The sequence below is a fragment of the Pedobacter sp. D749 genome (assembly GCF_019317285.1).
Classification (GTDB): Bacteria; Bacteroidota; Bacteroidia; order Sphingobacteriales; family Sphingobacteriaceae; genus Pedobacter.
In genome coordinates this window covers 5,341,610-5,355,372 of the sequence record NZ_CP079218.1, presented here as the reverse complement: position 1 = coordinate 5,355,372, position 13,763 = coordinate 5,341,610, and the positions used below count along the sequence as shown (strand labels likewise).

Genomic DNA, 13,763 nt, shown 5'->3' with positions numbered 1-13,763 from the left:
CATGGAATTAGCAGCAGCAAAATTAAAATTTATAGAAGCCTGGGGCAAATTAGGCTCAGAATGGGGAATTAACCGCACCATGGCCCAGGTACATGCGCTGTTATTAATTTCGCCTGAAGCGTTAACCACCGAAGAAATTATGGAGCAGCTCAGTATTTCAAGGGGCAATGCGAACATGACCCTCCGCGACCTGATTGGTTGGGGATTGATTGAAAAACAACATAAGGCCGGTGAGCGGAAAGAATACTTTTTTGCGGATAAGGATGTTTGGAATATTGCCAGGCAGGTGGCTAAAGAGCGTAAAAAAAGAGAACTGGAACCCGTTTTAAAAATTTTGAACGAACTCTCTACTGTTAATGGCGATGAGAAAGATCCGGAGTTTATTACCTTCAAAAAATCGATAAAAGACATTAACAAACTTGCCGGAAACGTAGATAAAACTTTAGAAACAATGCTTAAAGCAGAAGAAAGCTGGTTCTGGGGTTCGGTGTTGAAGGTGTTTAAATAGATTGGAAAGGGGAGACAAGAGTAGCAAGATAGATGTAGCAAGTATCAAGATAGATTTACCCTAAGCCTTACACCTTAAACCCTAGACCTTAAAAAAAGCCTTCCTATTGTTCGGCTTTATTTTTTAATCAAAAGTTTCATATTTTACTGAAAGTATTAAAATTTAAATAAAATGAAAACACTTAAAAACCATGTAATTTTATTTGACAATGAATGCCCCATGTGTTATGCCTATACTAAGGTCTTTGTAAAAACAGGTATGTTGGCTCAAGATGGTCGTGAGGCTTACCAGGAAATGCCACAAAACATTTGTCCGCTGGTAGACCGGCAAAGGGCTGCCAATGAAATTGCACTGGTTAATACAGAAACCGGTGAAGTTACTTACGGCATCCAGAGTTTATTCAAAATTATTGCACATGCTATGCCCTTTTTTAAGCCATTGTTTTTGTTTAGTCCATTTGTTTATCTGATGGGTAAATTTTATGCATTTATTTCTTACAACCGTAAAGTAATTATACCAGCTGCAGTAAAAGAAAACACCTTACAGCCAACTTTTAAACTTCAATACCGCATCGCATTCTTTCTTTTAACCTGGTTTATTACCGCTTATATACTAACAGATTATGCTCATCTGCTTACCGGTTTTGTACCACTGGGTAGTAAGTACCGCGAATACTTAATCTGTGGAGGCCAGCTATTTTTCCAGGGTGCAATCATTCATTTTTATAGAAAAGAAAAGCTTTGGGATTATTTAGGGAATATGATGACCATTTCCTTCGCAGGTTCACTTTTGCTCTTGCCCATTATAATTCTGGCAAAATACATCAGCTTTCTGCCCTTATTTTATCTGTTATACTTTTTAATGGTTGCGGGATTGATGTTTTTAGAACATATCCGTAGAAGTAAATTATTAAAGCTAGGTTGGTTGATGAGCATTACCTGGGCGCTTTACCGCTTAATTGTTTTGGGTTTAATCTTAATTTTATAATCATATCATGAAATACAGAAAAATTGTACTGGCCGGCGGAAATGGTTATTTAGGCAATGTATTAGCGAAATATTTTAGCAGCCTGGCTGATGAAGTGATCATTCTGTCCAGAAAAGCACAAGCTGAAACGGGCAATATTAAAACGTTGGTATGGGATGGCAAAAATATGGGTGAGTGGGCCTACAGCTTACAAGGGGCTGACCTCCTGGTGAACCTTTGCGGTAAAAATGTAAACTGCAGGTATACTAAAAAAAACAAAAAAGAAATTTTTGATTCAAGATTGATTCCCACCCGTTTACTGGGCAGAGCGATCGGAGAAATGGAAAATCCGCCAAAACTTTGGATCAATATTACTTCTGCAACCATTTACCGCCATGCCGAAGACCATGCACAAGATGAGTTAACAGGCGAAATCGGTGAAGGTTTCTCTATTGAGGTTTGCAAAGCCTGGGAAAATAGCTTTTTTGAAACAGACACGCCCAATACCCGAAAAATAGCCCTTAGAATGGGCATTGTTTTAGGCCTGAAAGATGGGGCGTTTCCGCGCTTACTTAACCTGGTGAAATTGGGCATGGGTGGTAAACAGGGTAATGGCGAACAGTATATGAGCTGGATCCACGAAGAGGATGCTGCAGGTAGTATAAGATGGCTCCTTGATCACCCTGAAATTGAAGGAATTGTAAACTGCACAGCACCGGAAGTGATTAAAAACCATGTTTTTATGCGCAGCATCAGAAAGGCCTTTGGTCGCAATTTCGGCTTGCCTGCTCCAGCATGGCTATTGGCTATTGGTGCAAAAATTATCGGAACGGAAACGGAACTGATTTTAAAAAGCAGATGGGTTAAGCCAGCAGTGCTACTACATAGTGGATTCGATTTTAAATATGGAAAGATTGATGAGGCAATGGCAGCCCTGAGCGGAAAACGATAAGGTAATTGTAACTAAAGCGAACGTATATGCCCACAATTATCTTAAAAACATTGATTAATGCACCGATCGGGCGCTGTTTTGATCTGGCTAGAAGTATTGATCTTCATTTACAGTCAATGCAATCGTCTGGAGAAAAAGCAATAGCCGGAAAAAATAGTGGTCTGATCGACCTGGAGTGCCAGGCATTTTGGTATTCCGTTCGAAATGACCAATAAGATTATCGCGATGGAATATCCAACTTTCTTCATTGACGAGATGATTAAGGGACCTTTAAAAAAACTCCATCACCAGCATCAGTTTAAATTTATAGATACTCAAACAGAGATGACTGATATTTTTGAGTTTCAGGCACCGTTTGGCTTATTAGGCTGGTTAGCAGACAAAATATTTCTCAAAAATTATATGTTGAAACTCATTGAGAAAAGAAATAAGGTAATCAAATTTCAGGCTGAAATGGCACGTTGAATTTTAACAAAAAACCCTGAAACAAGTTCAGGGTTTAGTTTTATTTCACTTCTTCGTAGTCTACGAAGTCGCCGAGTTTATCTGTTTTACTTTGATCAGGCTTTGGAGGCATATAATCTATTGAAATAGAACCTTCAGGTTTTGACCGTCTTTGTTGTTGCTGCTGCCCTGTTGCCTGACTCTGCATTTTGCTGGCCAGGTTATTAAACAGCATTGGCAGAATTAACTTAATCAACATTCTGATCAGCCAAAGTACCAATATTGTGATGAAAATGAATTTTACTAATGCCATTCTTTAAATTACTGTTGTTACAAATATAGACGTCGTAACATTTATTTTGTTACTTTTTTAGCCTTTAATTGCAATCCGATTACAAATATAATACGCAAATCAGGCTATAAAGGTTTTAATATCGCCGATTAATCTTCAACTATTTCCGCTACACGGCCAACCTGCCCATCTTCAAGCCTCACTTTTATCCCCCTGGAATGAAATGCCGATGAAGTAAGCAAATCTTTCACTACACCATAAGTGATGTTTCCAGACCGCTGGTCCTTCTTTAATATAATCCCGACTGCTAATCCCGGATAAATGTCCTTTCTGTTTTGACCGTCCATTGTGCTGTATTGTTTGATGATGAAAACATCAAAAATCTATAATTATTTTGGATGTTTAGGTAATTTACTAAAATCTATTCCCAGTTTCTTACCCAGTAATTCTAAATTAAATGATCTAAAAACCAATTTATAAACCCAAATCATTACTTGCCGAACTTTTCGTTAAACATTTTCTCTAGTGCAAACATTTCGTCGCGCAGCTTTGCAGCTTGTAAAAAGTCCATATCTTTTGCTGCTTTCTGCATATCCTTACGGGTAGTATCAATTGCTCTTTGCAGTTCGGCCTTACCCATGTACTGCACAATCGGATCTGCGGCAATACTGATTTCTGCATTTTCCACATAAGCCCTTGCTTTATTATCGCTTGCTTTTTGAGAGAAATCGAGTACCGATGTTTGTTCTAAAATTGCTTCTCTTGATTTCCCGACAGTTTTTGGTGTAATGCCATGTTCAAGGTTGTATGCAATCTGTATATCTCTACGCCTGTTCGTTTCAGAGATGGTTTTTTCCATACTATCTGTAATGCCATCAGCATACATAATTACACGTCCTTTATCATTACGGGCTGCACGGCCAATGGTTTGGATCAGCGATTTTTCAGACCGTAAGAAACCTTCTTTATCTGCATCTAAAATAGCAACCAGAGTAACCTCGGGTAAGTCCAAACCTTCACGTAGCAGGTTAATACCTACTAAAACGTCAAATTCTCCTAAACGTAAACCGCGTAGAATTTCTACCCGCTCTAAAGTTTTAATTTCGGAGTGGATGTACCTGGTTTTAATGTTTAGGCGATCAAGATATTTTGTCAATTCTTCAGCCATGCGCTTTGTTAGCGTAGTAACCAGAATACGTCCGCCATCTTTTATGGTAATGTCTATTTCATCCAAAAGATCATCTACCTGGTTAATGGCAGGTCTGATCTCTATAACAGGATCTAACAATCCGGTTGGCCTGATTACCTGCTCTACCACCACGCCTTCTGATTTTTCTAATTCATATTCAGCAGGTGTAGCACTTACATAAATGGTTTGCGGGGCAAGGGCTTCGAATTCGTTGAAATTTAAAGGCCTGTTATCAAGAGCAGCCGGCAAGCGGAAGCCATATTCAACTAAAGATAATTTTCTCGATCTATCTCCGCCATACATGGCCCTGATCTGCGGAACGGTAACATGACTTTCGTCAATGACCATTAAATAATCTTCAGGGAAATAATCCAGCAGACAGAAAGGACGCATACCGGGTTGCCTTCCATCAAAGAAACGCGAATAGTTTTCAATCCCTGAACAATAGCCCAGTTCTTTCATCATTTCAATATCGAAATTGGTCCGTTCTTCCAAACGTTTTGCTTCCAATAAATGCCGATCTGCAATTAACTGGTTCTTACGAATTTCCAGCTCTTCCTGTATTCCCCAAATCGAAGAATTGAATCTATCTTTTGGCGTAACGAAAAGGTTGGCAGGATAAATGGCCATATCTTCAAGTTTCTCCAGGGTTTTGCCTGAAATGGGATCAATAGCCGAAAGTTCTTCAATATCATCGCCGAAAAAAGAAATGCGGTAGGCATGATCCAGATAGGCCGGATAAATATCTACGGTATCGCCCTTTACCCTAAAAGTTCCCCTTTTAAATTCGGTTGTAGTACGCGAGTATAAAATCTCTACCAAACTATGTAAAAATGCATTTCTCGAAATCCGAAGCCCTACACCGAAGCGGAAAACCATCCGGGAAAAATCTTCCGGATTACCCATACCATAAATGCATGATATGGATGATACCACGATAATGTCGCGCCTACCGCTCATTAGCGATGAGGTGGTACGTAAACGCAGTTTCTCAATTTCCTCGTTAATGCTAAGGTCTTTTTCGATATAGGTATTGCTCGAAGCGATAAAGGCCTCTGGTTGATAATAATCGTAATAAGAAACAAAGTAATTTACCGAATTTTCGGGAAAGAAATTTTTGAACTCTCCGTAAAGCTGTGCTGCCAAAGTTTTATTGTGACTTAAAATCAAGGTAGGCTTTTGGGTCTGCTCAATTACATTGGCCACGGTAAACGTTTTTCCAGATCCTGTTACGCCCAATAAGGTTTGATAATGTTCGTTAGCATTTACACCATCCACCAGCTGTTTAATGGCACTAGGCTGATCTCCGGTAGGTTGATATTCTGAGGTGATTTTAAATTTCATGAGTATATCAAATATACGATTTAGGGACTAAACAGTAAAACAGGCGAAAGTCAGGAAAGTTGGAGATTGAGCGGTTAATAAAAATTTTAAGATTATATAAATGATTTATGACGAAAATCAAATATCACGCTTAGAGCGTTTAAATGGCTATCAACCTAGTAAATCGAAAGTTTAACTTTTGATTTACTAGGTTGATAATAAAAAAATCCCCGTTGAAGAAAATTCAACGGGGATTTTTATAAGTGTTGTCATCTCGATCCGATAGCTATGGATGAAGCTCAGCGGAATGGAGAGATCTATGGTAGATTTCTGAACTGCGCTTGCACCGGATAGCTAGCTATCCGGTCTGCTCGAAATGACGATAAAATTATTATTTCTCCGCAGCTGCCTGCATAGGGTTTTTACCAACCGATTGACCCCTTACAGTAGTGCTTGCCTTCATTTTGTAAGCCTTAAACTTGCTTTCTTTTACTTTGCCTCCCCATGTATTATTTGAGGTGTCAATATCAGCAGTTTCGAGTAAAGGATCTATTAAAATAGAAGCCACTTCTTTATCTTTTACATAAAATTTAGAGGTTTTCAATTCATTATGTCTCCATATTTGTGCCGGAATACGGTCAAGTTCCTTTGTACCATCTTTATAGGTAAATTCTACAATAATCGGCATCACTAAACCTCCCTTATTGCTAAAACTTAATTCGTATAAGAACTTATTATCGTACTTGCTTTTTTCTGCTTCCGGAACAACATCCGCAGAAAATGGAAGAGTTGTTTTAGTAGCCACTGTAGTATCTACAGTCACCATTCCTCTATCGTATTTATAATAAAAATCCTGTGCAGCAGCATTTTTATCTACATAAAAGCTAATTTTCTTGTCTTCGCGGTTTCTGATTTTTGAAATATCCTCAAAAGCATTAACCATCGGTTTATCAATTTTTATCATTCTTGATCTTGCCGCCGGAAGTTCTTTAGGGAAGTCTGCTTTAGCAAATTTCACACTGTCTAACGAAATGTCGCATGGATCTGTTCCATAAAACCAACCTCGCCAAAACCAATCTAAATCTTCACCACTGGCATCTTCCATGGTACGGAAAAGATCTGCTGGTTGTGGATGTTTAAATGCCCATCTTTTTGCATATTCTTTAAATGCGTAATCGAAGAGTTCCCTGCCCATAATGGTTTCGCGAAGTATATTCAGGCCTGTAGCAGGCTTTGAATAAGCATTTGGGCCAAAACGTGCAATGTTTTCAGAGTTGGTCATAATGGGCTCTAACTCATCTTTAGGCAGTTTCATATAATCGACAATGGTGAAGGCAGGCCCTTTTTTACTTGGGAATTTGTTATCCCAAAGCTCTTCGGTTAAATATTCAACAAACGAGTTCAAACCTTCATCCATCCAGGTCCATTGACGTTCGTCACTATTTACAATCATCGGAAAAAAGTTGTGCCCAACCTCATGGATAATTACACCAAGCATTCCATTTTTGGTGCTTTCGCTATAAGTTCCATCTACATCGGTACGGCCATAGTTAAAACAAATCATCGGATATTCCATTCCATTGGCTGCTTCGATACTTTGCGCAACCGGGTAAGGGTAAGGAATGGTAAAGTCTGAATAGGTTTTAATGGTATGTGCTACTGCACGAGTAGAAAATTTACTGTACAGGCTGTAAGCTTCTTTCCCATAAAAACTCATACACATTACGGTATTGTTGTTGGCCTGGATTTTTTGTGGCATGGCATCCCAGATAAATTTACGGGAAGAAGTCCATGCAAAATCGCGAACATTATTGGCATTGAAAACCCAGGTCTTTTTAGCAGTTGATTTTTTGGTTTCCGCTATTTTAGCTTCAGCCAAAGTTTGAATCTCTACAGGTGCAGCCGCCGTTTTTGCAGCATTGTACCTGCTTAACTGCGTAGGGGTTAAAACGGCGCTATAGTTGATACATTCGCCAGTTGAACCAACTAGGTGGTCAGCAGGAACAGTCATCTGTACTTTAAAATCGCCAAAAGTTAAAGCAAACTCGCCTCTTCCTGTAAACTGGTGGTTTTGCCAGCCTTGAAAATCGCTGTAAACACACAAACGTGGGTACCACTGTGTCATGGTAAACAGGTAATTGCCATCTGCCGGGAAAAACTCGTAACCACCACGCCCACCAACACTCATCCTGTCGGTAATTTTGTAGTTCCAGTCTATGTTAAAGATAAATTTCTGTCCGGTTCTTAAAGCGACTGGTAAATCAATCCGCATCATGGTTTTGTTAACCGTATATTTTAGGTTTTTGCCAGCAGCATCTGTTAATTTTGAAATGTTAATCCCATTGCCATTGTTTGCTTTCGAACTCAGCTCATCTAGAGACTGGATACTTCCTACGGTTGGCATTCTTGTTACATCCTGATAGTTGGCATTTTTATCGGTGCTATGCTCATTTTCATCAAGCTGCAGCCAGATATAAGTTAGAGGATCAGGAGAATTGTTGGTATAGGTTACGGTTTCAGATCCCGTAAGCAACAGGTTTTTTTCATCCAGTTCACATTTAATGTTATAATCGGCACGTTGCTGCCAGTATTTAACGCCCGGTGCGCCACTGGCTGTGCGTTGTTCGTTTGGTGTTGGCAAAATAGTGCCCAACTGCTCAAACTTATTCCCGTGGTTGCTTCCAGGGTTATTCTGAATATTTTGAGCCATAACTAAACTTCCAGAAAGGAATAACAGGCCGGTTAAAGTAAATAGTTTATTCATTATATGTTTATTAAAAAGGAATTCGTTCTAAAGCCATTTTTAAAGCCAGGCTAAATACGGCTGCTGATATAAATAAAACCCAACTCATACGTTTTATGCGGGTATAATTGAAAATTAGAAAAGTAATTAAAAGAATGATAATTACCATAAAAATCTGTCCTGCCTCAAGTCCTACATTAAAGCCGAATAATCCCCAGCCAATGTTCTGGTCTTTTGCCAACATAATCCTGATGGAATTAGCGAAACCCATGCCATGGATCAATCCAAAACCCAATGCCAAAAAGTAATTGATCTTAATGGATTTTAAGGAGAAATTCTTTCTGAACAAATTGCTGATCGCCGTAATCACAATGGTACAGGGAATCAAAAACTCTACCCACTTACTATCAAACCTGATGATATCCAATACGCTTAAAAGTAAGGTAAATGAGTGGCCTATGGTAAAAGCCGTAACCAATATAAGTACCTGCTTTAAATTGACATAACTGTAAATAGCCACCAGGACTAAAACAAACAACTGGTGATCTAAAGCGTCGGCACTGATAATATGCTCCCAACCCAATTTAAAGTAAAAGATAAAATCTTGTAACGGCATGAAATAATAAGCTAAAATTGGGCTAAAATAGTTTACAATAGTTAAAATTATATTTTTAATTGCAAAAACCCTAGATATTCCTTAAACAAAAGCATAAATCCTAAATTTGTTACTGTTTTTCTGTTATTTAAGCCAATTATTTGGTTTTAGCTTTAAATCTTAACTTTGTTTTCTCTTAACAAAAAATAATGCGTAAATTAAAATATACCCTGCTGTTTTTGTGCTGTGCCTTTTTTTCTGTTAAAGCTGGTATAAAACATCCACTGCATGTAAGCACAACTGAAGTAAACTTTAATGCAAAGGATAAAACTTTAGAAATAAGCTGTAAAATTTTTTCAGACGATTTCGAGGCAATTTTAGCTAAATTATACAAACAGAAAACCGATTTAAGCAATGCAAATATGAAAACTGCAATGGATGAACTGGTAAAAAAATACCTGCTTTCTCATTTACAGCTAAAAGCCAACGGCAAAGCTGTTGCCATGAACTACATCGGATTTGAGATCGACCATGAGGCCACTAATATTTACCTGGAAGTTGAAAAAGTTACCGCTATAAAATCTGTTGAGGTTAACGACACCATTTTATACGATATGTTTGATGATCAGATGAGTATCGTACATGTGGTTAAAGGTAGCAATCGTAAAAGCACCAAAATCCTTTTCCCTGAAAAGAAATTCATAGCAAACTTTTGATTGTAATTTTTGTATTAAGATTATGATTTAGTGTTAAATTACCGTTAATTTAATGGTTAATATTAGTTAGGTTAATATAGGCTGAGAAATATTTCTTGTAATCTTTTTTTAAATACAGCGTTGTTAAAAATAAGTTATGCATCTAATCATCTTCTCCAACATATTAACGCCACGGATTAAATATATCTTCAATTTCATTTTTAAAGATATCCTTAAAGCAGAATTAGAAATTACGGGCAATAGCACATATTTTCTGCAGAGCGAACACATCAAAATCAGTTATGGCGATGAACCTTTAGGCGAAGAACTTTTCTTTAAAAGTACACCTTTGCTTTTTTCTAATAAATTAGAAGAAATTAAACCTAAAACCGTTTCATTTGGAGAATATCAGGCTCCTTTTCCGGTAGAGCGGTCTGTCTTACCATTCGATGTTTTTGCTGCGTCCTTTTTTATAATCAGCAGGTACGAAGAATACTTTCATCAGCGAAATACGGAAGAAGAGTTTAAGCCCTCAAAAAGTTATCAGCACAAATGGAGGGTTCTGGATAAGCCGATTATTGATGAGTGGGCATTAATCATTAAAAGTATCATCAGAAAAAAGCATCCAACCTTTAAGTTTCAGGAAAAGAAATTTCAGCACCAGCCTACCGTCCATTTTAGTATGTTGCCTCATTTGCCTGATGGTTTCTTAAACAGAACCAAATTTATTTTCAGCGCTGTATTTAAAAAAGAGAATAATTACCTGGGTTCGAAATTTGACAGGTTAACAGGAATTGGGATTAATAATGAAGAAGTACTTGAGCAGGTAAAGCAAATCTTTGTTTCAAAAAAAAGCAATCCCCTTTATTTTGCCGATTTCCCTGATGTTCCGATAGATTACATCAGGACAGACAACATCGCTAAAATCTTGAATAATCAATCAGTTGGATTATTGAGGCCCTGCGCCAGCGACAAGCAAAAGATGTCTGAAATTAAAGAAGGTTTGGTTAAGCTTAAAAAAATCCATCCAAACCTTACTACATCAACCAGCCAACAGTTAGAAGCATTAAAATTCCCAATCTGTTATTTAAATATTCTTAATTCGGGCATTACTTCCGATTATTCTATGGGTTATGGCAATGTACCAGGATTTAGGGCGGGAACGTGCACGCCGTTTAACTGGTATGATCTCCAGCTCGAGAAAGTAACACCGGTAGTCGTTCATTCCTATTGCCTGACCGATCATATCCTTCAGTTTTTAACCCACGAAGCAGCAACAGAAAAAATACATCAATATATTGATGCAGTAAAAATGGTAAATGGCACCTTTTATAGCAGCTGGAGCCTGAAAAGTTTGTCAGATCATCCTAAATACAAGAAGTTAAAATCACTTTTTAGAGAAATGCTTAATTATGCAGGGAATTGATTTTAGTTTAAATTATTTGGCTCAGAATTGCTAATTTTAATTATTAAATCCCATAATTGTCGCAAATCCCTAATATTTCAAAAAAGCACATGATGATTTTTGATGTAAGCAAGACAAAATCTATCGCCAATACTTTTATTGCCGAACTTCGTGACGAGCATATCCAGAAAGATTCGATGCGTTTCCGCAAAAACATGGAAAGGCTTGGTGAGTTTTTCGCCTACGAAATCAGCAGATCATTGACATACACTCATCAGGAAATCGTAACGCCTTTAGGGGTATCATCTTGTGAAGTTTTAAGCCAACAGCCTGTTTTAGCTACCATACTCCGGGCGGGGTTACCACTTCAACAGGGCCTGCTCAACATCTTCGACAAAGCCGAATGCTGCTTTATTTCTGCTTATCGCAAAGTAGATAAGGGCGGCGATTTTGTAATTCAAATGGATTACATTTCTACTCCGGATTTAGAAGGAAAAGTTTTAATTATGGCCGATCCAATGCTGGCCACCGGGCAAAGCATGGTGATGTGCTGTAAAGAGCTGATGAACCGCTACAAAATTGCCGAGCTTCATATCGTTGCTGCAATAGCAAGTGCAGAAGGTGTTGCCCATGTACGTGCCAACCTGCCTAAAGCAAAACTTTGGCTTGGGGCAATAGATGAGGAAATGACCAGTAAATCTTACATCGTACCAGGTCTTGGCGATGCCGGGGATTTAGCTTATGGAGAGAAGATTTAGGTTAGTTATTAGTCTGAAGTCTTTGGTCCCGAGTCTTGTAACGCTAAATATAAAATGAATATCCTCTTTGTTTGCAGTAGAAATAAATGGCGTAGTGCTACTGCCGAGACCATTTATAAGAACCATCCCGAACACCAGGTACGCTCAGCCGGCACTGAGCCATCGGCAAGGATTAAAATCAGTGTAAAACTGATTATCTGGTCAGATCTGATCTTTGTAATGGAGAAAAAACATAAACAAAGGATTTTCGAACGTTTTCCTGAAGAAATGTACGAAAAGGAAATTATTACGCTCGATATTCCGGATGATTATCAGTACATGGATGATGAGCTTATCGAGGAGCTAAACGCAAAGGTGGCTGATTATTCATAAATCAAAGATCATTAAGCTACCTTTGTGAAAACGTCACAAATGAAAAAACATATCTTCTTCGACCTTGACCATACCATCTGGGATTTTGACCGCAATGCCGAAGAAACATTAAACGAGCTTTATCATACTTATAAACTGGATGAACTCGGCCTTAAATCCTGCGCTGATTTTATCTCCACTTACACCGAAAATAACCATCAATTGTGGGCCGATTACCACCTGGGCAAAATCACAAAAGATTTTTTAAGATCGGAGCGCTTTAGCAAAACGTTTATTCAATTGGGAATCCATCCTGATGTTGTTCCTCATCAATTTGAAGACGACTATGTAAATATTTCACCAACTAAAACAAATTTGTTCGAAGGGGCAGAAAACGTTTTGGGCTATCTTCAACAAAAGTATACTCTGCATATTATTTCTAATGGGTTTAAGGAAACCACCTTAACCAAAATGAATCTTTCGAATCTTAATCCATATTTCGAAAACGTAATTATTTCAGAAGATGTAGGGGTAAATAAACCCAATCCTGTTATTTTTGAGTATGCATTGGATAAAGCAAAGGCTTTAAAGACAGAAAGCATTATGATTGGCGACAGTTTGGAAGCTGATATTTATGGTGCTTTAGGTTTTGGTATGGAGGCCATCTTTTTTAATCCTTTGCAAAAAGAAAAACCTGAAGATGTAAAACAGGAAATCTTTCATTTAGAAGAATTGTTAAAACTTTTTTAATCCTACTCCTTTTTTGTTTGGTTTTGGCATTTGTTTGGCATTAATTCAAAACACACACAAATGAAACCTTAATCAAAATGAAAAAAACCATCTTTTTAGGACTGGCAATGTTATTTGCTACTCTAAGTTTCGCTCAAAACAACCGCAGATCTGCCGAAGTTTTCTTAGAAATCGTTAATCCTGGTAAATACAACGTGTATTTAGACGAAGAACTTGTTTCGTCAGCCACTGGTAGATTTCGCTTTTACGATGTCTACAATTCTACACCAGTACTATCTATTATTCAGGGCAATACGGAAATCTTAAAACAGCGGGTAAGGGTAATTCCGGAACAAAGGCTTGTTTTAAGTTTGGAAGGTAAGGAATTAATCACGCTGAAACAGCTGAATATCTTTCAGAACAGGCAATATGCCCTGGACGATTTTGATGGATATACCGGAGATTATAATACAGGTATTGTTCCGCCAGTGCTGCCGCAGCCAGATCCGAATTACCGTTTATTATCGCCAGAGGCTTTTCAGGAATTTTATACCAGTTATAAAAAATGCGATTTTGATAACGAAAGAGTAAGATTGATCAATGCAGTAAGTAAAAATGCTTCCTTTTCCAGCAGTCAGAGCAAACTTATTCTTAAAACATTCACATTTGATCAAGAACGTTTGAAAATTGCCAAAAACCTCTATCAAACCGTTGTAGATCCACAAAATTATTTTACAATTGCTGAGACATTTGAATTCCCTTACTATAAAGATGAATTTTTAAAATATTTGGAGAAACCGTAATTCAACCTAT

At 37.9% G+C, this 13,763-nt stretch carries 16 protein-coding genes; 11 read left to right on the top strand and 5 right to left on the bottom strand.

Going from position 1 to position 13,763, the window contains the following annotated elements:
* Position 1 precedes the first annotated feature (1 nt).
* The 5 genes from KYH19_RS22025 to KYH19_RS24260 all read left to right on the top strand — a co-directional run bounded on the left by KYH19_RS22025 (position 2) and on the right by KYH19_RS24260 (position 2,891).
* The gene (locus KYH19_RS22025) at positions 2–508 is read left to right on the top strand and encodes a GbsR/MarR family transcriptional regulator (RefSeq protein WP_025142187.1); all 507 of its coding nucleotides are present in this window, start codon (positions 2–4) and stop codon (positions 506–508) included.
* Positions 509–679: 171 nt separating this feature from the next.
* Complete coding sequence (locus tag KYH19_RS22020; RefSeq protein WP_219076791.1) at positions 680–1,495, top strand: DUF393 domain-containing protein; 816 nt, start codon at positions 680–682, stop codon at positions 1,493–1,495.
* 7 nt (positions 1,496–1,502) lie between these two features.
* On the top strand, positions 1,503–2,426 hold the full coding sequence (locus KYH19_RS22015; protein WP_219076790.1) for a TIGR01777 family oxidoreductase: 924 nt from the start codon (positions 1,503–1,505) through the stop codon (positions 2,424–2,426).
* A gap of 26 nt (positions 2,427–2,452) precedes the next feature.
* Complete coding sequence (locus KYH19_RS24265) at positions 2,453–2,641, top strand: hypothetical protein (protein ID WP_255562494.1); 189 nt, start codon at positions 2,453–2,455, stop codon at positions 2,639–2,641.
* Entirely contained in the window at positions 2,631–2,891 is a 261-nt protein-coding gene (locus KYH19_RS24260; RefSeq protein ID WP_255562493.1) for a hypothetical protein, read from the top strand. Before KYH19_RS24265 ends, KYH19_RS24260 begins: the two co-directional genes overlap by 11 nt.
* A gap of 40 nt (positions 2,892–2,931) precedes the next feature.
* Here KYH19_RS24260 and KYH19_RS22005 read toward each other — a convergent pair whose 3' ends face one another.
* The 5 genes from KYH19_RS22005 to KYH19_RS21985 form a co-directional block, all read right to left on the bottom strand.
* Positions 2,932–3,183: a DUF4834 family protein gene (locus KYH19_RS22005; RefSeq protein ID WP_121285951.1), complete on the bottom strand. Its 252-nt coding sequence runs from the start codon at positions 3,181–3,183 to the stop codon at positions 2,932–2,934.
* A gap of 128 nt (positions 3,184–3,311) precedes the next feature.
* A complete protein-coding gene (locus KYH19_RS22000; RefSeq protein WP_219076789.1) occupies positions 3,312–3,509 on the bottom strand; it encodes a YwbE family protein in 198 nt (65 codons plus the stop codon).
* Positions 3,510–3,652: 143 nt separating this feature from the next.
* Positions 3,653–5,695, bottom strand: a complete 2,043-nt coding sequence (uvrB, locus tag KYH19_RS21995) for an excinuclease ABC subunit UvrB (protein ID WP_304622545.1) — start codon at positions 5,693–5,695, stop codon at positions 3,653–3,655.
* A gap of 370 nt (positions 5,696–6,065) precedes the next feature.
* Positions 6,066–8,438 carry a M1 family metallopeptidase gene (locus tag KYH19_RS21990; protein WP_219076788.1) on the bottom strand — a complete coding sequence of 791 codons (2,373 nt, stop codon included), beginning with the start codon at positions 8,436–8,438 and terminating at the stop codon, positions 6,066–6,068.
* A gap of 10 nt (positions 8,439–8,448) precedes the next feature.
* Positions 8,449–9,033 carry a HupE/UreJ family protein gene (locus tag KYH19_RS21985; RefSeq protein ID WP_219076787.1) on the bottom strand — a complete coding sequence of 195 codons (585 nt, stop codon included), beginning with the start codon at positions 9,031–9,033 and terminating at the stop codon, positions 8,449–8,451.
* 188 nt (positions 9,034–9,221) lie between these two features.
* Between KYH19_RS21985 and KYH19_RS21980 the strand changes: the two genes are divergently transcribed.
* The 6 genes from KYH19_RS21980 (at position 9,222) to KYH19_RS21955 (ending at position 13,753) form a co-directional block, all read left to right on the top strand.
* Positions 9,222–9,728: a DUF6702 family protein gene (locus KYH19_RS21980; protein ID WP_219076786.1), complete on the top strand. Its 507-nt coding sequence runs from the start codon at positions 9,222–9,224 to the stop codon at positions 9,726–9,728.
* Between the two features lie 136 nt (positions 9,729–9,864).
* Positions 9,865–11,133: a hypothetical protein gene (locus tag KYH19_RS21975; protein ID WP_219076785.1), complete on the top strand. Its 1,269-nt coding sequence runs from the start codon at positions 9,865–9,867 to the stop codon at positions 11,131–11,133.
* A 92-nt stretch (positions 11,134–11,225) separates the two neighbouring features.
* Positions 11,226–11,870, top strand: a complete 645-nt coding sequence (gene upp, locus KYH19_RS21970; RefSeq protein ID WP_219078982.1) for a uracil phosphoribosyltransferase — start codon at positions 11,226–11,228, stop codon at positions 11,868–11,870.
* A gap of 54 nt (positions 11,871–11,924) precedes the next feature.
* Entirely contained in the window at positions 11,925–12,242 is a 318-nt protein-coding gene (locus KYH19_RS21965) for a low molecular weight protein tyrosine phosphatase family protein (protein WP_219076784.1), read from the top strand.
* Positions 12,243–12,281: 39 nt separating this feature from the next.
* On the top strand, positions 12,282–12,971 hold the full coding sequence (locus KYH19_RS21960) for a YjjG family noncanonical pyrimidine nucleotidase (RefSeq protein ID WP_219076783.1): 690 nt from the start codon (positions 12,282–12,284) through the stop codon (positions 12,969–12,971).
* Between the two features lie 77 nt (positions 12,972–13,048).
* Positions 13,049–13,753, top strand: coding sequence for a DUF4476 domain-containing protein (locus KYH19_RS21955; protein WP_219076782.1), 705 nt, complete (start codon positions 13,049–13,051; stop codon positions 13,751–13,753).
* The last annotated feature ends 10 nt before the right edge of the window (positions 13,754–13,763 follow it).